Below are 21,567 nucleotides of genomic sequence, written 5' to 3'. Positions count from 1 at the left end.
GCGCCAATCCTGTTAAGGACTGGCGCTGAGAGTGATGAATAATTAATTAACGTAGGAGGTTAAAAAAATAGGCTCCACAGGGATTTAGCGACGGAAATGATGCTATTTTTGACCGTACCAATCGTACTTTTTATCAATGGTGGCAAGGGAATGATGTCGATTAAAGTATCAACAATATCACTGATACATTGCCCAAAATCGTTACGTGCTGAGTTTTCCACGGATTGCGTCCGGTAAGCGCTGTTCAGTTGCCTAGCAACACCGCTACTGGCTTGCTTTGGTAACGCCTGTATTAATTGCTCTGCTAATTCAGTGAGTTGGTAACCCTCTGCCGCAGAAACCGTCATCACAGGGTGGTGCGGCTTGAATACTGTTATCACGGCTTGCTGTTTTAATTCTAAATTAGCTGATTGCTCTGGGGATGGCTGGTGGTTGTATTCATCCCAATGTCGGCAGGGCTCTATTTTGTCAGCTTGGTTCAGCACAAATAGAAAGCGGTTTGGTTGATAACCACATTGCTCCGTAAGAAAGCGATAACACTGTTCATCCGAAGACCATGCTCTGTCATCTGCCTTGAGTACCCAAATGATTAAATCCAGTTCTGGCAATAAGTTACGATAGAGCTGGTGGTATTCTTTATCTCGCTCAAGGCTTTCCCCCACGCCGGGTAAATCTACAAAGGTGAGGGTATGGTCGTTCATCGTCATACTGAAGTGTTGGGCTTGGCGCGTACAGCCAGAAACATTACTGACGGGGGATAAGGGAGATTGAAATAGCGCATTGATAAGACTGGATTTTCCAGTACCTGTTTTACCCATCAGGCCGATGGTGGGAGAGTAGCTAATTAGGTGATTGAGTTGGTTGAAAAAAGAGGTTTGGAATGAATGAGGTAGTGCTGATAGGAGCGGTTTGAAGTGAGAGTGCTGAGGCATATTACTCCTTGAAATAAAAGAAAATGATAGTTATTCAAGGAGATAATATATATCTGAGATTTTTTGTAAGGTCAGAGGATAAGACCATTCATGAGAAAAATTCTTGCTTACTTGGCTATATGACATGAGTAGCAGATAGATTGTTATTCATTATAGATCATCAAGTTATCGCTTAGTCTTTCCTACAAAATAATTTATGATAGGATTAACCAATAAACGAATTATGACGATTTAAAATCAGGAATTAGCAGATGACAAGTTTACAACAACGTGCAGAACTTCAACGCCAAATATGGGCGATTGCCAACGATGTACGAGGCTCAGTGGATGGCTGGGATTTTAAACAATATGTACTGGGTACGCTTTTCTATCGCTTTATCAGTGAAAATTTTGTGTTGTACATTACTGGCGGTGATGAGAGCGTTAATTATGCAGCAATGTCTGACGATGATGAAAATATCAAACTTGCTAAAGAAGATGCCATTAAAACCAAAGGCTATTTTCTTTACCCTAGCCAGTTGTTCAGCAATGTGGCGGCTAATGCACACAAGAACGACAACTTAAATACCGATTTAGCCAGTATTTTTGCGGCCATTGAAAACTCAGCTAATGGCTATGATTCAGAAAAAGACATTAAAGGTTTGTTTGCAGATTTTGATACCACCAGTAATCGTCTGGGTAATACGGTAGAGGCAAAGAACAAGCGTTTGGCAGCTGTGTTAAAAGGCGTGGCAGGTTTAACCTTCGGCAATTTTGAAGACAACCAAATTGATTTATTCGGTGACGCTTACGAGTTCCTTATTTCAAACTATGCCGCAAATGCAGGTAAATCTGGTGGCGAATTTTTCACCCCTCAACACGTTTCAAAATTGATCGCACAGCTCGCCATGCACGGCCAAACCAGCGTCAATAAAATCTATGACCCCGCAGCGGGTTCGGGCTCGTTACTTTTACAAGCCAAGAAGCACTTTGATGCGCATATCATTGAGGATGGTTTTTTTGGCCAAGAGCTTAATCACACCACCTACAACTTGGCGCGTATGAACATGTTTTTACACAACATTAACTACGACAAGTTTAATATTCAGCTGGGTGATACCTTAATCGAACCGCACTTTTTAGACGACAAACCGTTTGATGCGATTATTTCTAACCCGCCTTATTCAGTGAAATGGATTGGTAGCGACGACCCAACCTTAATCAACGATGACCGCTTTGCGCCCGCAGGAGTGCTTGCGCCTAAATCTAAAGCCGATTTTGCCTTTGTGCTTCATGCGTTGAGTTACTTATCAAGCAAAGGCCGTGCTGCCATTGTTTGCTTTCCCGGTATTTTTTACCGCGGTGGCGCGGAGCAAAAAATTCGCCAGTACCTTGTAGATAACAACTATGTTGAAACCGTGATTTCATTGGCACCTAATCTATTCTTTGGTACCACCATTGCTGTGAATATTTTGGTGCTGTCTAAGCACAAAACCGGCACCACCACTCAGTTTATTGATGCCAGTGGTTTGTTTAAAAAAGAAACCAATAACAACGTCCTGACTGAGCAACACATTGAAGACATCATGAAGGTGTTTGCTAGCAAGGAAAACGTTGAGCACTTTGCTAAATCCGTTGATTTGGATGTCATCGCAGACAACAGCTACAACCTTTCGGTGAGCAGTTATGTGGAATCTAAAGATAATCGCGAGTTAGTTGATATTGCAGAGCTTAATGCTGAACTTAAAACCACTGTAGCTAAAATTGATGCGCTTCGCAGTGATCTTGATGCCATTGTGGCGGAAATTGAAGGTGAGGAGGTTTGAAGCATGAGTAATATGAATTACATGGAGAATCTACTTGAAGGTGTAAAAGTGGAGTGGAAGCCGCTTGCTGATATTGCTGAGATTTACGGTGGTCTTACTGGTAAGAGTAAGATTGATTTTGAGAGTGGAAATGCTAAATACATTTCGTATAAGAATATTTTCAATAACATTGATGTTGACCCAAGCCAGCTAGAGCTCGTAAAGGTGAGCGAGAACGAACGTCAACATAAGGTTCGATATGGTGATATTCTATTTACAGGATCATCCGAAATTGCAATTGAAGCTGGGATGTCTTCTGCAGTTACGATCGATTTCAAAGAGCCTGTCTACCTAAACAGTTTTTCGTTTGGTGTAAGGTTTAATAATAATGTCAAACTGATGCCTGAGTTCTCAAAGTATTTATTCCGTAGCAGGCTCATGCGGGCAGAGATTGCCAAATCAGCAAGTGGAGTAACCCGCTTCAATGTATCCAAGGCCAGGTTTAAAAAAATCCTAGTCCCCATCCCATGCCCAGATAACCCAGAAAAGTCGTTGGCAATACAAGCTGAAATTGTGTGTATTCTGGACGCATTTACCGCCCTGATAGCCGAGCTGACAGTAGAGCTTAACATGCGTAAAAAACAGTACAACTACTACCGCGATCAGTTGTTAAGTTTTGAAGAGGGTGAAGTTGAGTGGAGGACGTTAGGTGAGCTTGCGGAAAATTTGGACTCAAAGCGTAAACCTATAACCAGTGGACTGAGAGAATCTGGCGAAATTCCATACTACGGCGCATCAGGTATTGTCGATTATGTCAAGGATTACATATTTGACGATGATTACTTATTAGTCTCTGAGGATGGTGCAAATCTATTAGCCCGTAATACGCCTATAGCATTTAGTATTAGTGGTAAAACGTGGGTAAATAATCATGCTCACGTGCTTAAATTTGAAACTTACGCGGAGAGAAAGTACGTTGAATACTATCTGAATAGTATCGATTTAACACCTTATATTTCTGGAGCAGCCCAACCTAAGTTGAATAAAAAGAACTTGGAAAGTATCAAAATTCCAAATCCAGCCCCAAAAGAAAAAGAACGCATTGTGGCAATATTAGATAAGTTTGATGCTTTGACCTGTTCTATTCAAGAGGGCCTACCCCGCGAAATCGAGTTACGTCAAAAGCAATACGAGTATTATCGTGACACGTTACTAAGCTTTCCGAAATCAGATGAGGTGGCTTAATGAGTAAAACGCTAACAGAAATAGCAGCGCTGTTGCAAGCGTCCGACAAAAAAGTACAGTTGATCTATGCCTTTAATGGCACAGGTAAAACGCGTTTGTCGCGTGAATTTAAAGAACTTATAGCACCAAAAGAAGATAGACAGGATGAGTTTGACGAGGCAGAGCAAGCGCCACTGTCTCGCCACAAAATTTTGTATTACAACGCGTTTACTGAAGATTTGTTTTACTGGGATAACGATTTAGATACTGATGCGGAGCCGAAGCTAAAAATCCAACCCAATACGTTTACCGATTGGATTTTGCAAGACCAAGGGCAAGACATGAACGTGATCAGTACGTTCCAGCACTACACCAACGATAAACTTACGCCACGTTTTAATCCGCGATATACGTTAGAAGATAAAGACGGCAACCCAGTTACCGTTAAAGCCTTTTCTGAGGTGACGTTTTCACATCAGGGTGGGGATGATGAGTCGGATAGAAAAATTAAAATATCTAAGGGAGAAGAAAGTAACTTTATTTGGAGTATTTTTTATTCGCTGCTTGAGCAAGTGATTACCATTTTAAATGTACATGAAGATGTTGGCCGCGAAACTGACCAGTTTAACCAATTAGAATATGTGTTTATTGATGACCCAGTAAGTTCGTTAGATGACAACCATCTAATAGAGTTGGCTGTTGATTTAGCTCGTTTAATTAAGTCGAGTGATTCTGGTCTTAAGTTCATTATCACCACTCATAATCCGCTTTTTTATAATGTTTTGCATAATGAATTTAATCGAGCACCAAAGTTCGTTTTGCGCAAGCTTGATGATGGTCACCATGATTTGATTAAGCAAGAAAATGACTCACCCTTCTCGTATCACCTGTATTTAAAAAATGAATTAATGAAAGCAGCAGACTCAGGCGATATCCAAAAATACCACTTTAACTTTTTGCGAAATGTGCTCGAAAAAACCTCAACGTTTTTGGGTTACAAAGAGTGGGGCGAGCTGTTACCTAGTGTCAGAGGTAGTAGGGCTACGGGGCAAGTAAACCCGTATGCACGGGTGATCAATTTATATAACCATGCAAAACACGCAGGCCATGAAGTGGCCGAAGTCGAAGATGATCATAAGCGCGTCTTTAAGTTTTTGGTGAAAGAGATAGACAATATTTATAAAGGAATTCGCGCTCCACAAGGGACACAGGTTTAGGAATAGATATGGCAGAATACAAAACAATCGCAGAGTCTAAAAATTACATTGTTTTAGATAAATATACACGACAAGAGCAAATTGCTGAGGGCTATCAAAGTGAAGGTGATTTAGAGCGTGAGCTGATTCAGGATCTAAGCAACCAGGGCTATGAGTATTTACCCGCGCTTACGACACCAGATGCCATGATGGTGAATGTACGCAAGCAGCTACAAGCTCTAAATAAAGTTGAGTTTACTGATGCTGAGTGGGCTCGTTTTTGTGAGCAATACCTGAATACTCCAAGCGATAATATTCTCGATAAAACCCGCAAAGTGCACAGTGATTATATCTTCGATTTTGTTTTTGATGATGGTCATATCGAAAATGTCTACCTATTCGACAAGAAGATCATTGCTCGCAACAAAGTGCAGGTCATTAAGCAGTTTGAGCAAACGGGAAGCCATGCCAATCGTTACGATGTGACGATTTTGGTCAATGGTTTGCCTTTGGTACAAATCGAACTGAAAAAGCGTGGTGTAGCGATCCGTGAGGCGTTTAACCAAATACATCGTTACAGCAAAGAGAGTTTTAATGAAGAGAATTCGTTGTATAAGTTCTTACAGCTATTTGTGATCTCTAATGGCACCGACACGCGCTATTTTGCTAATACGACCAAGCGTGACAAGAACAGCTTTGACTTCACGATGAACTGGGCGAAATCAGACAATAAGTTAATTAAAGATTTAAAAGATTTTACGGCAACTTTTTTCCAGAAAGAAACCCTACTTGAAGTCATTTTGAAATACTCAGTATTTGATGTCAGCAATACCTTGCTCGTGATGCGTCCTTATCAGATTGCGGCTACCGAGCGAATCCTATGGAAAATAAAGAGTGCCTTTAACGCTAAGAACTGGAGCAACGCCGATAGCGGCGGGTACATTTGGCACACAACCGGTTCAGGTAAAACACTCACCAGCTTTAAAGCGGCACGGTTAGCCACGGAATTAGAATTTATAGATAAAGTCTTTTTTGTAGTGGACAGAAAAGACCTCGACTATCAGACCATGAAAGAGTATCAGCGTTTCTCGCCTGATAGTGTGAATGGTTCAGACAGTACTGCAGGGCTTAAGAGCAACCTTGACAAAGATGATAACAAGATTGTTGTTACCACAATCCAAAAGCTCAACAACCTAATCAAAAGTGAGAGCGATTTACCTATCTACAACAAGCAAGTGGTATTTATTTTTGATGAGTGTCACCGAAGCCAGTTTGGTGAAGCGCAGAAAAACCTGAAGAAGAAATTCAAAAAGTATTACCAGTTTGGCTTTACGGGTACGCCAATTTTCCCTGAAAACGCATTGAGTGCTGAAACAACGGGCAGTGTATTCGGTCAGCAGTTGCACACTTATGTGATAACCGATGCCATTCGTGATGAAAAAGTACTCAAATTCAAAGTGGACTATAACGACGTTCGCCCACAATTTAAGAGTATTGAGACTGAACAGGATGATAAAAAGCTCAGTGCCGCGGAGAACAAGCAAGCGTTTTTACATCCGATGCGGATCCGTGAAATATCGCAGTATATTCTGAGTCATTTTAACCAGAAAACGCATCGAGCGTATTCTGGTGCGAAAGGGTTTAACGCCATGTTTGCGGTAAGTAGTGTTGATGCTGCTAAAGCGTATTATGAAACCTTTAAAACATTGCAGGCCGAGGCTGAAAAGGGACCCACAAGTAAACCTCTGCGCATTGCGACTATCTTCTCATTTGCAGCTAATGAAGAGCAGGACGCCATTGGTGATATTTTAGATGAGAGCTTTGAAGTCAGTGCCATGAACAGCAGTGCGAAAGAGTTTTTGAACGCTGCGATTACGGATTATAACAAAATGTTTAAATCTAATTATGGCGTGGATAGTAATGGCTTTCAGAACTACTACCGTGACCTTGCCCATCGAGTGAAGAATCAAGAAATCGATCTACTTATCGTGGTGGGTATGTTTTTAACGGGCTTTGATGCACCGACGCTCAATACCTTGTTTGTTGATAAGAATTTACGCTATCACGGTTTGATGCAGGCATTTTCTCGCACTAACCGCATTTATGATGCAACTAAAACCTTTGGCAATATTGTTACCTTCCGGGACCTGGAACAGGCAACCATTGATGCCATCACCTTGTTTGGAGACAAAAATACCAAAAATGTGGTACTGGAGAAGAGCTATAAGGAATATATGGAGGGCTTTAACGATATTGTTACTGGCCAAGCGCGTCGAGGTTTTATCGATATCGTAAAAGAGCTGCAAGAACGCTTTCCAAATCCAGAACACATTGAAAAAGAACAAGATAAAAAAGAATTTGCCAAGCTTTTTGGTGAATACCTAAAAGCAGAAAATATTTTACAAAACTATGATGAGTTTGCTGGTTTAAAAGCGTTGCAAAACTTGGATACCAATGATGAACAAGCTGTCGAAGAGTTCAAGTCAAAGTACTATCTAGACGATGCTGATATCGAGGCAATGCAAACCATCGACATACCTAACGAGCGTGCTATACAAGATTATCGCTCTACCTACAACGATACCCGCGACTGGTTACGCCGCGATAAAGAAGGTCAGGACAAAGATAAGTCAACGGTAGACTGGGACGATGTGGTCTTTGAAATTGACTTGCTTAAATCTCAAGAAATAAACCTCGATTACATTCTTGAACTGATTTTTGATCACAATAAGAAGAACAAAAGTAAAGAAGGTTTGATTGAAGAAGTCCGCCGTATGATCCGAGGTAGCCTTGGCAATAGAGCGAAAGAGAGCTTAGTGGTTGATTTTATTAATCAGACAAACCTTGATGAGATCAATGACAAAGCTAGCATTATCGACTCCTTCTTTAAGTTCGCTCAAGCGGAACAGAAGCGCGAAGCTGATGTCATTATTGTCTCTGAAAAGCTAAATGCAGAAGCTGCCAAACGCTATATTGCTTCATCACTTAAGCGAGAGTATGCCTCTGAAAATGGCACTGCGCTTAATGAGGCGCTACCAAAACTTAGCCCTTTGAGTCCACAGTACCGAACCCAGAAGCAAACGGTTTTTCAGAAAATCGCCGCTTTTGTTGAAAAATTCAAAGGTGTGGGTGGACAGATATAAAAGTCATTAAGTGCTGAGCAGGGTGCAAGTTAACTAGCGAAAGTGTCTGAGTTTTATTGATTGCTAGGCTAATTGTCTATTACGTGGAAGGTGAGTTAAAGAAATGGAAAATGAAAACATTATAAGGTTTTTGTCATCAGACCTAAAAAGGAACTCAGTGTCTTCGAAGAGAGAGCCAATCAAAATTGATCTTTCTAACGATGACTTAGATGACGAGCTGGCCACATTTTTTCGTTTTATCAATAAAGTTTTGGATACTGATAACTTAGTCATACTGGCTGGTTCAGGCACGTCTTTAACATTCAATAGTCCTTCTCAGCAGAACCAATCACCTATCGCTCCAAGTATGTGGCACCTTTGGGATTATTGTAAAAGAGCAGATGAGAATCTTTTTCAATTGGTTTTGAAGGCGACGAATTATGATGTCCTTCAAAAACATCGTGAAGCAAACGGAGATGCAAAGCCAGATATTGAACTATTATTGTCTCTTTGCGATTCCTCTTTAGCCGTTGGGAACCTTTCAAATCAAAGAACTAATCAAGTAAGTTTCTTGAGCAAGCCAAAAACATAATTTTAGCTAAAACTAGCTTTACTGAATCGATCCCTGAATCAGACTGGTTTAGTCATGATAAATTTATGCGTGCAGTAGGTAGAAGGAGTGCTCAGCAACAACGACTTAAACTTTTCACGACTAATTATGACTTGGCTTTTGAGTACGCTGCATCAAATACTGGTTTTGTTGTTATTGATGGTTTTGAGTTTTCTAACCCTTCTTTTTTTAATCCTATGTGGTTCAAGTATGACATAGTGAACCGTGGGCAGTCCAAGAGCAGTGAGGGCGCATACATCTCCAATGTGGTTCAGCTATACAAGATGCATGGCTCTGTGGACTGGAGAAAATTTAACGGCAGAGTTAGAAAGTTAGGTGCTGATAGCAAAATTGGTGAACCTGTTTTTATCTATCCAAGTAGTAGCAAATATCAGACTTCTTATGATTCTCCTTACTTAGATATGATGACTTCTTTTTTGGAAGTAGTTAAACAACCCAAAACGGCCGTATTGTGTCTAGGCTTTGGTTTTAATGATAAGCATATAAATAATGCATTAACTATGGCGCTTAGGACTAATCCGGAGTTTATGCTAATGGTGGCAACTAAAGATCCATTTAGTGTAACTGGTTCTTTTAATAATGAAATTAGGAATCTGCTAATGGCTGCTATTGACCATGGGGATGGCAGAATCGCGATAGTGGATTCAACGTTTAAACAGTTTTCTTATCTGCTACCTGAGCGAAGATCAACAACTCCCGAGGATGAACTCTTCGAAGCATTTGAAAAGATCACAGCGAACATTAAATAGGAGTTACTATTCATGGAGCGGAAAAAGTGGTTTTCCCCGTATGATCCAACAAGACGGATTGGTAGCGTCATTAGCGTATCTGCAACCGAGCTAATCATTAACTTATCTAAAGCGGGCTCTGGTGAGCCCAGTTGGTCATTCGGAAATCGAATAGCAGCTGGAGAAGTAAATGAATTTGTATTCATCGATATAGGTGAAACAGCGATACTTGGGCGCTTAGTGAAAGTGTGGATTGAGGGAGGAGAGAGATTAAGTGTTGACGGTTTGGCTGATAAACCATCCGCAAATCACCCTATTGGACTGGTTCAATTATTGGTGAGTCTGAATCCAGCTAGTGGTCGTAACTACAAAGGAATTAAGCAGCATCCGAGATTAGGTAGCCAAATATATTCAGCTCACCCGTATCTGGTATCAATAATCGCTGAAGGTAAACAAGATGAGAAGCCTGGCCAAATCCATTTACCATTAGCCTCACTTCCGCATGATGAATCCGTAACTGTTCACATTACTCCAGAAAAATTATTTTCACGCCATTGCGCTATTTTAGGGGCAACTGGTGGCGGGAAAAGTTACTCAATGACAAACATCATTGAGCAAGTGATTAAAGCTGGAGGCAAAGCAATTATTATCGACCCGACGGGGGAATATGAGTCACTGGGCTGTGATAGTTACTATGTTGGCAATCATACAAATGCAACACCGTTGAATCAGTTAACTTTTCCACATTAGCAGTTTACAGACTCAGATATTAGAGCATTTTTAAGGCCTTCAGCGCAAAGCCAAGCGCCTAAATTAGAGGCGGCTATTGAGAGTCAAAAAATAGTGTGGCAATTTTGGCAGCAACACAATCATGGGCTTGATATTACTGCAAATTATCTTTTGAACAAATCAGGCCAAGCAAAGGCATCTTACGAAGCCGCTCTGTTATCTATGAATAGCTCTATTCAAACAGCTCCATGGTTGTTTAAAAACATTGCCGATCAGATTGTAAACGAGTGTGTGTGGCCTAATGGAGGTACTGGTAATAATCCTAACCCCACTATTTGGGGCGGTAGAGCTGATAATGATGTCGGCCACTGTTTAAACCTGATAGCTCGAATTAAAGCCTATTCAAACAATCCCAATTTAAAATGGATGATTGACGCAGATGATGAATTAAAAACCTTACCTAACCTTATTGATGAGTTTTGTTCACCAATAAGTAACAATAATGTGTTGAGATTAGATCTTTCTGAAGTTCCATTTGAAGCAAACTCAAGAGAAATACTTGTTAATGCCATAGGTAGAAAGTTGTTATCTGTAGCGAGGCAAGGCGCAATAAATCATGGTGCACCTCTATTAGTATTTATTGATGAAGCTCATCAATTTCTAAATAAGCGTATCGGTGAAGAAACGAATAGATTTGAGTTGGATGCCTTTGGAAATATAGCTAAAGAAGGTAGAAAGTATGGTTTGAATACTATCATTGCTACTCAGCGGCCACGTGACATTCCTGAGGATGTTTTAAGTCAGATTGGTACACTGATAGTGCATAGGTTGACTAATCAGCTGGATCAAGAAATTGTAAAAAAAGCTGTTGGTGCTATTGATCAACGTTCAGCGTCTTTTCTACCTGTATTGGGACAAGGAGAAGCGCTGTTGTTAGGAGTCGATTTCCCATTCCCTATGACAGTGAAAATGAAACGTCCTATAAATGCACCAACTTCGAAAAGTGCTAGCTTTTCTAAAAGTTGGAAACCTTTGCAAAATTAGATTCAATTAATAATATGAATAGCATCCATTATTGTAATGTATAGATGGAATTAAAATCGAATAAATAATGCATTATTAAATGTATTACCTTTCAATTTCTTTAATCTAGAAAGCACATTAAAAATCACGTTTTGAGGGACTACATGATACTGTTTGACTCCGCGTTATTTAGCGATAAAAAATAAAAAAGGCGTGTTCCCCCGGCTACAATGGCTACATGTAGCCATTGTAGCCGGGCCCATAGTGTATTGTAGAGAAATTATTGTGTGTTGGCTTGCTGATCTAACTTTTTATGCACGATGTGTAACGTTTCAACTAATACGTTTCTTTCGAGTTCACTGTCTTCAGATACTCCCATAAAAGAAGCGATAGCTTCTTGTTTTTCATCTGGTGCCTTCAGATATTTCATTAACACGGGTAAGCAGCCAATGCAATTAATTAGGGTACAATGATTTAAGATGCCAATTAGGTTTTGAGTGAGCTCTCGACGGGTCAGTACCTTTTGTTCAATTATTAAATCGGCAAAATGTTCACTAGAAATATCATCAATATAATGGAGCTGGTCATCAAGTTTTTCAAGAGCGGTATTAACCTCACTTAATAATCCTGAGATCGTTTGAGAATAATATTCAATTTTTTCGTCCTCTTCATTGGAGGTAACTGTGGTAATGAGTGTGTTGTAGATTTTAATTGCTCGAAGGATTGTTAAATTATTTGGGTCTGTGATGATGGGATTATTTAGTGATGATGGGATTATTTAGTGATGCTGTTGAACCCAGTGCAAAATCAGCATACTCACCTTGCGAATTTAAAATCGGATTAATTAAATGCAGTAGTGTCCCATTTTTTATTGTGTTTTTCTGTAGCTTTATTTTCAATGCGAGGTTAATGTTTGCAAAGGCTGCTTTTAAATATCCGTAAGGTAATTCTTCAGATAACATTTCATGCGTCAGTTGATACGCTTCTTCAAGTTTTTTATTGTGCAATAAATCGATGATTACAGTGAGTTTAGCATAGGGAGCTAATAAGGGAATATCCGCTCTTTTTTCAAACCAACGTTTTAAATTTTTAAATTCATTTTCAGTATGATTAGCGGAAGGAAAGTCTCCTTTAAATATCATCGATTTTAAATAATTAATCGCCAGGCTGTACTGTTCTATACGATCTTTTTTTGGGGTAATCACATTGGCATAATGAATAAGGGTTTTCGCACATTCCTCTAATAAACCTTTGTCGTAATCAAATCGATAGAGATACATATGTAGAGAAGATAATAGATGGGATGAGCGCATATTTTCCTCCATCAATTCACGATAATGCTGAGTAATGAGAGGTACCCACCCTGTGGTATTTTGAAGTCTTAATAAGGTATTTAAAGACGTATAGGTCTTTTCAAATGCGTCAAGTGCGTTTTCGAAATTCTTCGCTTCAAATTTGCAAATATTAATGGCGTGTTTAATTGAGCTTGTTTTTTGGTTTTTGCCACACCGGATATTATCAATCAGTGAGTTAATTCCCATTAAACTCTCTTTCGGTTGTATGCCTTGTTGTTTAAGGACTTTTTTCAAGTAATGCTTGGCACCTTGAAATAGGTGTTTAGGATCTGAGTTATCAAAGGGGAAGTCATCACTCAATAAAAAGGCCTGTATATGGTGATAAAAGCTTTGGGGCTGCGCATTTTGAGTATGGCGATTGAGAGTTTTATACATATCGAGTGCAATAATGGCGGGTATCGCTGTTTCCATATATTTTTTTGTGATGATATCTCTTTCTAAGTCGGAATAAACCACTGCATGCACAACTTCGTTATACAGTTGGTCGTATTTATAGAATACATCACGCCTGTCTTCCTGACTATAAACCGCCTCGGCATCTATCATGCCAATGATTTTATTGTAATAGATATCAAAAAACTTTTGATGTAATGAAAAATCTGAAGTTTCATATTTATCTCGCATATTCAGTGCGTTACCGGTGATGTCTTTTGTATTTAGCTCGAATACTCGACAAACCGTTAACATAATACTGACAAAATTGTGATGACTCATGCGCTCTTCCTAAATTGGTTTCCAAATTTGTACGGGGAAATACTGCCAGAATTTGTGGCAAAGTCTACTTCGAACGAAACACACTTGGAGGACATAAAATGTCAACATCAATTCAACCCTTACGTATTCTTCGCATTACAGAACTTACCAAGGCGCTGGGAATTTCACGTTCCAGTATTTATGAAAAATTGAATCCACGTTCAAAGTATTATGATGACACGTTTCCAAAACCAATTAAGCTTGGCGCTTCATCGGTTGGATGGCTATACAGTTCGGTGGAAAAATGGGTTGCTTCACGTGAAGTTTAGGTGTCTATCAAATTTAAGGGGCAAGAAAAATGTCAAATGACAATCCAGAACTGTGTTTGCAGTTGAAAGTTTTACCTGAATTTTTTCAGCAGCTGATCGGGCACATACACACTCAAACAGGGGCGAGCCCAGATATTATTTTACCCACCCTATTAGGGGTTATGGGGATGGGGTGTCAGGATAACGTTGATGTTCAACCTATCGAAGGGCTTCGTTATCCGACTTCGCTCTATACGCTCGTGCTTGCCAAGTCGGGCAGTAAAAAGACATCGGTATTCAGAATGCTGATAGCACCCGTTATTCAGTGGGAAAAAACACAAAAAAGAGAATATGGTTCAGCACAGGCGGAGTATCAACGACATGAGGCTATTTGGAAAATAGAGCTAAAAGCTCATGAGAAATATTATCAAAAAGTACTTAAGGATAAAGGTGATGTGGCTGAGGCTCGTCGTCAGTTAGATGAATGCCTACAACAAGCACCTGTTAAGCCGGTTCAACGGCGTTTAATTATCAATGATCCCACCAGCGAGGCATTAACTCGGGAATTAGGGCAAGGGTATCCAGTGTTAACATTGGCCTCAGATGAAGCTGGAGCTCTGTTTGACGGTAATCTATTTCATAAAATTTCGTTATTAAATTCACTCTGGTGTGGCGAGAGTATTTCGGTGAGCCGTGTTTCACGCGACAGCTACTTTATTTCAGATGCCCGTTTTAGCATCTTGTTAATGTTACAACCGGAATTGCTTAATCACTATTTGAGGAAAAAAGGCACGAAATTTCGGTATTCTGGTGGACTAGTCCGTTTTTTACTCGTGGATTTGAACAATTCCTTAACGCGACTGGATGACTTGAAAACGTTACCACTGAGCGATCAGGCATTTAAAACTTTCTCTTCTATTTTGACCGACCATTTAGACAAGGCTACATTGCGAAGAGAGCATGGCAGTGAACGTCAGTGTATCACGTTAACGGCGGAGGCACAAAAACGCTGGTATGAACAGCAGCGAATCATATCAGATTGTATGAAGCGGAACACGGCATTATCACATTATGAAGATTTTATTGCACGCTATATGGAGCATGCGTCGAGAATTGCGGCAGTGATGCAGGTTTTTATGGCACCGAATTCAACGCTGATCACAGAAGAAACCTTGAATGCGGCATTTTATATTACACAGTGGTATCTCAATCACTTTATTGCTAAAACTGATGAAACGAGGGAGTCAAGTGATGCTGAAAAATTAATCGATTGGCTTGAGAGTCATTTAGTGAGTAATGGGTCTTATAATTTTAGAACGAATTATATTATTAAATATGGACCAAGAGCTGTTAGACATAGTGAGCGTTTAGAGCCAGCTATTAACCAATTGGAAAGAGAGGGGAAACTGAAAAAGTTTATTCAAGATGGTATTGGTTATGTGGGATTTATTGGTGCAAAAATGACACCTGAAGAGCTAGCCGAACGATTGAATATTCCGTTCAGTAGTAGAGGGGTATTCATACTCAATAACTCACCAAAATAAGGATAACTTCAGAGTTATTTTTAATAATATCAGTGAGTAGGATTATATCACCAAACTAGGTTTATTGCGGTTTTGGGGAGGGGGAGTCTGTTTTTTATTGGATGGAATTATGTCGGTATAGGTATTATATACCATCTTACTGAATGCAATATTAATTTCAAATAATAGCACTCATCAATCAACAAAGCAATGATTATCTAATCACCGTACCTATTGTGTCTATAACTTATAGTGTTATGGACACGATAGGTGCTTAAACATGAATACAGATATCGCTATTTCTATGATAGTAAGGTAATAAAAATGTCATCTTATGCATTAAGTGAACCAGAATTTAATCACCTGATAACTCTCGCGAGTGATCGTTATGATTCCTCCATATCGTATTATATTCTTCGTCGATTACTGGCAGTAGTTGATAATACACTAGAACACTATAACCTAGTATTTGCAATCCGAGTCGATTTACGATTCGCTCAGGATCATATTCCTGATGCCCCAGATATGCCGGTATGTTTTCAACGCACAGATGAGCGAGCTATTACCCGTTTTATCGAGTCACTGAAAAGTCAACTGAAAGCAGCACATCACAGTTCTGGACGTTCTGGTACACCGACACTCCCTTATTATGTTTGGGTAAGAGAACGTAACGAAAGTGAATACGCACACTATCATCTAGTTTTGTTATTCAATGCTGACGTTTATAATTATCTTGGTAACTATTTACAAGATGACGCCAATAATATGGCGACTAGAATACAACGGGCATGGTGTAGTGCTATTGGCTTGGTTTACCCGGACTACGCGCCATTAGTTAACTTTCCAGAGAATCCCGTATTTCGATTTGATAGACGAGATGCTCTGACTAGTAATTCCAATTATTTGGATTTCCTATTACGAATAGCGTATCTGGCTAAAATGAATACCAAGGAGCTCATTACTGACTTTAGAAACTTCGGAACAAGTCAGATTTAATAAGTATTCTTTCGGTATGAAAGTCTGGACTTCGGTTGACAATTAGTTTTTTCTAGTTGCAGCCGGAGGTCAGATATGATGAATATTAAAGCTAAACGAGATATTGCACATAAAACAAAAATCTTAAATCATGCCCGCGAAAGCAAAAACATTGCTAAAACTTGTCGTCATTTTGGGATCAGTAGAGAAACTTTTTATACTTGGAAAAGAGCTTATGAACGAGATGGCGAGAAAGGATTAATCAATAATAAACCCTGTCCTGAAAATCCAACCAGAAGAGTTGCAAAACATATCGAAGAGCTGGTTATTTATCTGCGTACGACTTACCATTTTGGCCCCCAGCGCATCGCTTGGTATCTTCTGCGGTTTCATAACATCAAAATATCACGCTCTGGCTGCTACTATGTATTACTAAGAAACAAATTAAACCAACTTCCCCAAAATCAGCGAAGTCGCTCTAAACCACTATTTAAACGTTATCAGAAACAAGTGCCTGGGCACCATGTTCAAGTTGATGTGAAGTGCCTATTTTTTAATACGCCAGATGGTCAACGAAATAAACGTTTTCAATATACGGCGATTGATGATGCGACACGGATCAGAGCACTTAAAATTTATGAAAAGCACAATCAGGCTAATGCCATTGATTTTATTAATTACGTTGTAAATAAATTTCCCTTTAGAATCAAAACGATTAGAACGGATAATGGCCACGAATTCCAATCAAAATTTAATTGGCATATTCATGATCTCGGGATGGAGCATGTTTATATCAAGCCAGCTACCCCCAGATTGAATGGGAAGGTAGAGCGTTCTCATTTAACAGATAAACAAGAGTTTTATCAATTAATCGATTATAAGGATGATGTCGATTTACATGAAAAATTAGCTGAATGGGAGGCTTTTTATAATTATCATCGCCCCCACTCAGCTCATGCTGGTAAAACACCGTATGAAGTGTTAAAAAATAAGCTTGGTCTTTAAGACTTAACCTCAGTCTTTAAGACTTAACCTCAGCCGAGGTTCTGAGTGACACAATTAAGGGGAAATACCCTATTTAAACAAATAGTTATTTCCCTGTTTTTTTGCGGAAACTAAGCATAGCTTGCTGTGATAATACGATATTCGCCCTCAATTATAGCTCCCTCATGTTGCCATTCATCGAAGGATTTTTTACGTTCAAATGATCTTTCATTTGCTTGCAAAACAATGTTAAGGTTTTCTTGTAGTGCTTGATAAACAGGGAAAAGTTGATTGATAAAATCTTTATCGTTTAACGCTTCTAATAGGCCCTTACGTTGCATTTCTAGCATTGAAACAATTTCTGCTACTAGCTCTCTGAATTTAGCTTCTTCTTGGGCCTTTTTATAACTATCCCATGCTTCCAAAAGAAGACCAGCCACAGCAATGGCCGCATTTGCTTTGGCGGCGAAGTTAACAGCTCCCCAGGGCTTAAATTTCATATATTTAGCCAAATCCACGCCGACCATTTTACCTACAGAGACAATGCCGTCGCGAGCAGCTAATATATGAGTATTATTTAGTTTGATATTTTTTAGGCTAGAAATACCTTTGACAGCTAAATCAGCACCAACTGAGGTTTCAAATCGAGCTATTTCATTATCAAAATCTAGGCTAATACGATGTAATCCACTAGAAATAGATTGACACTGACGACTAAATTCGGTTTCTATTTTTGTATTTAATACAATGCCTTCTGCACCAATTTCATTTTCATAAAAATCGTTAAACGTGGTTAGATCGGTGCCTTTTACTTGGCGAATAAGTGAAGTGAAATGCTCATTAACAAAATTTATTAATTCTATACGAGTGCGGATAATTTTATTTTCTATCGATGCCAATTCATTTTTCAAATGTTGTGTTGTATCTGATAGCTGGTTCAATTTATCATCTAATAAACTCTGTTGTTGCCGTACGATTGGCATTTGTTTGCCTAATATGTCTTGAATAATGCTTTTTTGAGTTTCTATTACAATAGGAGTGGCTCCTCCATTTTGTTCTATTGTTTGCTGTGTTGCTTTTTGCAAAGTTGCAATTCGGGATATTTCCTTAAATTCATCTAAATGCTCTAACCAATAGGATGTACCTTCACCAAATGGATTGGCTGAGATACCCACAATTTTTATGTTTTTTTCTTCTTGAACAGTCAACTTAATTAAGTTTTTTAAACGGGTAATTACATTTTGTTTTTTTATTTTTAGATTTTCGTGATAATCCCATTCATCTTCAATATCAGCGACTTCATCGAAGCGACTGAGAACAAAGATTGTACGAGGAAGTAGATTCAGTTCACGAAATAGCCAGGTTAAATCCTCTCCATGGCTTTCTTTCACTGGGTTAACTGAATTCATAACATACAGCACTAAATGTGCTTCACTAACATATTTTTTTGTTATTTCTTTATATTTTTCAATTTCTCCAGCACTATTGAGTTGTTCTTTAAAACCGAATAATCCAGGAGTATCAATTAGCTCAATGTCGTCATCTAAACGGTATACTTGCACTTCATTAGATGACTCCTGCTGGCTAATATTCATACTTTTATCTAAACGTTCTAACCAAGCGGATGCAATGGATGTTTTACCTTCAGAAAAACCACCAATCAAAGCTACTTTTAATATTTTTTCCTCTGCAGTTTTGAGTGCTGTTGTTAATTTTTTGATTAAATTTACATCTGGCTCTAAACCAAAATCACGTCCTTTTTCAATAAATTCAGCTAATTTTTGTAGTATTTGATAGTTCTTTTCTTGCTGATATTTAAATTCAGTTACAGTATTACTCATAACAATTCCTTTTTATTTAGTATTTAATATGGTTAGCGATAGTCGTTAATTCAGTATTAGCTTGTCTTAATGAGTTATTGATAGCAGTACATTGTTTTACTGGCAGCTCAAGTTCACTTTGGATCTTTTGCACTTCTACCAGCATTTCTTGCTGAATTTCTCCTATGATTTTATTTATCTCTTTTTCGACGGTTCCATTTGCATTACGTAAGATCTTATTAACTTCTTTTTTTTGTTGGGATTTTTTATAACCTGAGTCAAAAAATCCCCAAATAGATTTTGCTATACCAACTAATGAACCAACTAGGGCGATTGCTCCTCCAACAAATGCTAGCGTCCATCCCACAGGATTTGTTGCCAAAAAAGCAATACCCAGAGCACCACCAACACCACTAGCAATTAATCCACTTATTTGTAGTCCATTATCAACATTAATATTAAATTTAAAATTTTGTTGAAAATTAAGATTGTTATTTTGTTTGATAACAATATTCTTTAAATGTTGACTTGAACGGTCAATAATATTTCTAATTTTTTCACCAAAAATATCGGCTTCATTTTCAATAGCATGTTTAAGATCACTTTGTATAGTGATAGCTTTTTTTTCTAATATATTTTTTAGATCGCGTTTAAATTCATCATTGCTTATATCATTATCAATTCTTTCGTAAATATGCGTTTGTACCTGATCGTGAAAATTACGGCAAATTTTACTCCCTATAGCATTTAATGTGCCGATAAATTCATCTAAAGCAGCATTAATTTTTGATTTTGCATTTGAAACTTCACTTTTTACATTTCTATTTAAATTAGAAAATTCAGTTTGCAATTTTTGTAATTCAGTTAAAGACTCTTTGAGTGTTTTATAAGCTTTATTTAAATTTGATTGCTTAATTTTATTTCTGTAATCGCCAATAATTGCAGTCTTTAAATGAGTGATAAAATCAGTCACACCACTTAATGATAAAATGGTTTTTGGGTCACCAAATTTGTCTAAAAACTTTTTTTGTTCTCTGGCTTCTTTGCTACCAGGTACGATACATTCTGTCAGTGCGAGATAAGCTGGGCGAGCACTTACAACTAAGCTTCCGTAGTATTGTTCTTGTAATTCTGATTTTAATTTTTCATTCATGGCCGCCAAACTGTTACTGTTATCTTCATTTAATAGTGGTGATGTGAGTTGACGCGGACTGTTCGCAGGGTGGTTGTATATAGACCATACTTCACTTTGTGCGGCAAGATGTTTTTTAATTCTTTCCAGCGTTCCTTTTGTCGTTACATTTTCACCATCACTCGTTTGTGGTGGGCGTGCTGTACGAGTAACATAAAATACAGCGTGGGCTTTGCGTACAGCCTCTTCAATTGGCGTACTTACAATCGTTTCATCACCTTCGATACCCGGAACATCAATTAAAGAAAATGCTTGTCCATCGACATTAAAGTCGAAAGAAGTATTATTACGAGTAAAATCAGAACGACCATCCCCAATAATCTGCCCATCAGCAAAATCGGTTAATTTCTTAGCATCATTATCTAAACGGTTTTTTTCTCGCTCAGCTTGTTGTTGTTTTTGTTGTAGCTTTTGCTCCTTTTGACTTAATAGGGTGAGTTCTTGCTGTTTTTTCTCTTGTATTTGTTGAAGAGCCGCAGTTGCCTGTTGTTTTTCTTGTTGTTGGCATTGTAGGAGTTTTTGCTGCTTAATTTGTTGTTGTTTCTTCACTTGTGAACAGTGATCTTCAAGCTCAATAAGCTGTTTTTCTTCATGAGATTTGAAGAAGCAGGCTATTATTTTTTGTATCCAAGTTTGCTCTGCTTTTAGTTTTTCCACTAATTCACTTAAGTTAAAAATTTCAGACTCAATTTCGTTTATCGTATTGTTATGTCTTGTTGCCAATATTTTTGACTCTTGGATGTTTTTCTCTTTTGTTTGGCGAATGGTTAACTCTGCTTGTATAATTGGCTCAGCATATTTTTTCGACAATTCGGTTATTTCTTGTTGTATTTCTTCAATCGCTTTCGTCATATCCATAATTATACGACAAACTTTATCAAATGCTTCTTGCGTTAATCCAAGCTGCTGTTGGATTTCTTTAAACTTTGACTGACTCTCTTTTTTAGTTTTTTCGCAGAGATATAAACGTAAAGCTTCAATTAAAGTTGATTTACCTGCATTGGTTTCACCATAAAAAGCAATAGTAAAACGTTTCCATTCGCTATTTTCTTTTAATTTTTCTAGTTCTTCTTGAATATGGTTGTTGAGTAAACTTAAGTTGTCCATTGCATCAGAAATATCTTCTGCTAATCGTTCATCAAGTTGTTCTTCTGTTAATTTTCCTGTAACCGCTTGTATTTGTTTCTGAATTTTCTCATATATTTCGTTAGATAGTTCGTACATGGCTTCCCTTTCATTTATTACTTTTTTATTAATTTTATGGTGATGGTAAATCACTATATTGAAACTATTTTAGATAAGTATAAGATATTTTTAAATGTTTTTAATATATTCTGATAAAATAATT

At 38.3% G+C, this 21,567-nt stretch carries 17 protein-coding genes; 12 read left to right on the top strand and 5 right to left on the bottom strand.

Annotated elements, in window-relative coordinates; genetic code table 11:
* Positions 1-59: 59 nt before the first annotated feature.
* On the bottom strand, positions 60-932 hold the full coding sequence (locus KDJ85_RS07305; protein WP_225819082.1) for a GTPase family protein: 873 nt from the start codon (positions 930-932) through the stop codon (positions 60-62).
* A 251-nt stretch (positions 933-1,183) separates the two neighbouring features.
* Between KDJ85_RS07305 and KDJ85_RS07300 the strand changes: the two genes are divergently transcribed.
* The 8 genes from KDJ85_RS07300 (at position 1,184) to KDJ85_RS07265 (ending at position 11,390) form a co-directional block, all read left to right on the top strand.
* Positions 1,184-2,737, top strand: coding sequence for a type I restriction-modification system subunit M (locus tag KDJ85_RS07300; RefSeq protein WP_225819081.1), 1,554 nt, complete (start codon positions 1,184-1,186; stop codon positions 2,735-2,737).
* A gap of 3 nt (positions 2,738-2,740) precedes the next feature.
* Positions 2,741-3,961 carry a restriction endonuclease subunit S gene (locus KDJ85_RS07295; protein WP_225819080.1) on the top strand — a complete coding sequence of 407 codons (1,221 nt, stop codon included), beginning with the start codon at positions 2,741-2,743 and terminating at the stop codon, positions 3,959-3,961.
* Positions 3,961-5,157 (top strand): AAA family ATPase, encoded by a 1,197-nt coding sequence (locus KDJ85_RS07290; RefSeq protein WP_225819079.1) that lies wholly within the window; start codon positions 3,961-3,963, stop codon positions 5,155-5,157. Before KDJ85_RS07295 ends, KDJ85_RS07290 begins: the two co-directional genes overlap by 1 nt.
* A gap of 8 nt (positions 5,158-5,165) precedes the next feature.
* Positions 5,166-8,279 carry an HsdR family type I site-specific deoxyribonuclease gene (locus KDJ85_RS07285; protein WP_225819078.1) on the top strand — a complete coding sequence of 1,038 codons (3,114 nt, stop codon included), beginning with the start codon at positions 5,166-5,168 and terminating at the stop codon, positions 8,277-8,279.
* 103 nt (positions 8,280-8,382) lie between these two features.
* Positions 8,383-8,850 (top strand): hypothetical protein, encoded by a 468-nt coding sequence (locus KDJ85_RS07280; protein WP_225819077.1) that lies wholly within the window; start codon positions 8,383-8,385, stop codon positions 8,848-8,850.
* A 65-nt stretch (positions 8,851-8,915) separates the two neighbouring features.
* Positions 8,916-9,638, top strand: a complete 723-nt coding sequence (locus tag KDJ85_RS07275; protein WP_225819076.1) for an SIR2 family protein — start codon at positions 8,916-8,918, stop codon at positions 9,636-9,638.
* Between the two features lie 12 nt (positions 9,639-9,650).
* Positions 9,651-10,367, top strand: coding sequence for a helicase HerA domain-containing protein (locus tag KDJ85_RS07270; protein WP_225819075.1), 717 nt, complete (start codon positions 9,651-9,653; stop codon positions 10,365-10,367).
* A 93-nt stretch (positions 10,368-10,460) separates the two neighbouring features.
* Complete coding sequence (locus tag KDJ85_RS07265) at positions 10,461-11,390, top strand: ATP-binding protein (protein ID WP_225819074.1); 930 nt, start codon at positions 10,461-10,463, stop codon at positions 11,388-11,390.
* 259 nt (positions 11,391-11,649) lie between these two features.
* Here KDJ85_RS07265 and KDJ85_RS07260 read toward each other — a convergent pair whose 3' ends face one another.
* Positions 11,650-11,799 (bottom strand): hypothetical protein, encoded by a 150-nt coding sequence (locus tag KDJ85_RS07260; protein ID WP_225819073.1) that lies wholly within the window; start codon positions 11,797-11,799, stop codon positions 11,650-11,652.
* 325 nt (positions 11,800-12,124) lie between these two features.
* Positions 12,125-13,438 (bottom strand): hypothetical protein, encoded by a 1,314-nt coding sequence (locus KDJ85_RS07255; RefSeq protein ID WP_225819072.1) that lies wholly within the window; start codon positions 13,436-13,438, stop codon positions 12,125-12,127.
* A 98-nt stretch (positions 13,439-13,536) separates the two neighbouring features.
* Between KDJ85_RS07255 and KDJ85_RS07250 the strand changes: the two genes are divergently transcribed.
* From KDJ85_RS07250 to KDJ85_RS07235, 4 genes are all read left to right on the top strand, one after another.
* A complete protein-coding gene (locus KDJ85_RS07250) occupies positions 13,537-13,746 on the top strand; it encodes a helix-turn-helix transcriptional regulator (RefSeq protein WP_109911354.1) in 210 nt (69 codons plus the stop codon).
* 29 nt (positions 13,747-13,775) lie between these two features.
* Entirely contained in the window at positions 13,776-15,269 is a 1,494-nt protein-coding gene (locus KDJ85_RS07245) for a YfjI family protein (RefSeq protein ID WP_225819071.1), read from the top strand.
* 303 nt (positions 15,270-15,572) lie between these two features.
* A complete protein-coding gene (locus KDJ85_RS07240) occupies positions 15,573-16,244 on the top strand; it encodes an inovirus Gp2 family protein (protein WP_225819070.1) in 672 nt (223 codons plus the stop codon).
* A 75-nt stretch (positions 16,245-16,319) separates the two neighbouring features.
* Positions 16,320-17,228: an IS481 family transposase gene (locus KDJ85_RS07235; RefSeq protein WP_377210592.1), complete on the top strand. Its 909-nt coding sequence runs from the start codon at positions 16,320-16,322 to the stop codon at positions 17,226-17,228.
* Positions 17,229-17,338: 110 nt separating this feature from the next.
* Here KDJ85_RS07235 and KDJ85_RS07230 read toward each other — a convergent pair whose 3' ends face one another.
* Both KDJ85_RS07230 and KDJ85_RS07225 read right to left on the bottom strand, forming a co-directional pair.
* Positions 17,339-19,048, bottom strand: a complete 1,710-nt coding sequence (locus KDJ85_RS07230; RefSeq protein WP_225819069.1) for a LeoA/HP0731 family dynamin-like GTPase — start codon at positions 19,046-19,048, stop codon at positions 17,339-17,341.
* A 16-nt stretch (positions 19,049-19,064) separates the two neighbouring features.
* On the bottom strand, positions 19,065-21,443 hold the full coding sequence (locus KDJ85_RS07225) for an OLD family protein (protein WP_225819068.1): 2,379 nt from the start codon (positions 21,441-21,443) through the stop codon (positions 19,065-19,067).
* Positions 21,444-21,567 lie beyond the last annotated feature (124 nt).

The sequence above is a fragment of the Providencia vermicola genome, assembly GCF_020381325.1.
GTDB classification, from domain to species: domain Bacteria; phylum Pseudomonadota; class Gammaproteobacteria; order Enterobacterales; family Enterobacteriaceae; genus Providencia; species Providencia vermicola.
This window is presented reverse-complemented; position numbering and strand designations above follow the sequence as displayed.

What these genes read in the sequence shown, in the direction of transcription:
- KDJ85_RS07305 (WP_225819082.1), bottom strand. Translation starts at nt 932, where the DNA reads ATGCCTCAGCACTCTCACTTCAAACCGCTCCTATCAGCACTACCTCAT.
- KDJ85_RS07300 (WP_225819081.1), top strand. Translation starts at nt 1,184, where the DNA reads ATGACAAGTTTACAACAACGTGCAGAACTTCAACGCCAAATATGGGCG.
- KDJ85_RS07295 (WP_225819080.1), top strand. Translation starts at nt 2,741, where the DNA reads ATGAGTAATATGAATTACATGGAGAATCTACTTGAAGGTGTAAAAGTG.
- KDJ85_RS07290 (WP_225819079.1), top strand. Translation starts at nt 3,961, where the DNA reads ATGAGTAAAACGCTAACAGAAATAGCAGCGCTGTTGCAAGCGTCCGAC.
- KDJ85_RS07285 (WP_225819078.1), top strand. Translation starts at nt 5,166, where the DNA reads ATGGCAGAATACAAAACAATCGCAGAGTCTAAAAATTACATTGTTTTA.
- KDJ85_RS07280 (WP_225819077.1), top strand. Translation starts at nt 8,383, where the DNA reads ATGGAAAATGAAAACATTATAAGGTTTTTGTCATCAGACCTAAAAAGG.
- KDJ85_RS07275 (WP_225819076.1), top strand. Translation starts at nt 8,916, where the DNA reads ATGCGTGCAGTAGGTAGAAGGAGTGCTCAGCAACAACGACTTAAACTT.
- KDJ85_RS07270 (WP_225819075.1), top strand. Translation starts at nt 9,651, where the DNA reads ATGGAGCGGAAAAAGTGGTTTTCCCCGTATGATCCAACAAGACGGATT.
- KDJ85_RS07260 (WP_225819073.1), bottom strand. Translation starts at nt 11,799, where the DNA reads ATGAAATATCTGAAGGCACCAGATGAAAAACAAGAAGCTATCGCTTCT.
- KDJ85_RS07255 (WP_225819072.1), bottom strand. Translation starts at nt 13,438, where the DNA reads ATGAGTCATCACAATTTTGTCAGTATTATGTTAACGGTTTGTCGAGTA.
- KDJ85_RS07250 (WP_109911354.1), top strand. Translation starts at nt 13,537, where the DNA reads ATGTCAACATCAATTCAACCCTTACGTATTCTTCGCATTACAGAACTT.
- KDJ85_RS07245 (WP_225819071.1), top strand. Translation starts at nt 13,776, where the DNA reads ATGTCAAATGACAATCCAGAACTGTGTTTGCAGTTGAAAGTTTTACCT.
- KDJ85_RS07240 (WP_225819070.1), top strand. Translation starts at nt 15,573, where the DNA reads ATGTCATCTTATGCATTAAGTGAACCAGAATTTAATCACCTGATAACT.
- KDJ85_RS07235 (WP_377210592.1), top strand. Translation starts at nt 16,320, where the DNA reads ATGATGAATATTAAAGCTAAACGAGATATTGCACATAAAACAAAAATC.
- KDJ85_RS07230 (WP_225819069.1), bottom strand. Translation starts at nt 19,048, where the DNA reads ATGAGTAATACTGTAACTGAATTTAAATATCAGCAAGAAAAGAACTAT.
- KDJ85_RS07225 (WP_225819068.1), bottom strand. Translation starts at nt 21,443, where the DNA reads ATGTACGAACTATCTAACGAAATATATGAGAAAATTCAGAAACAAATA.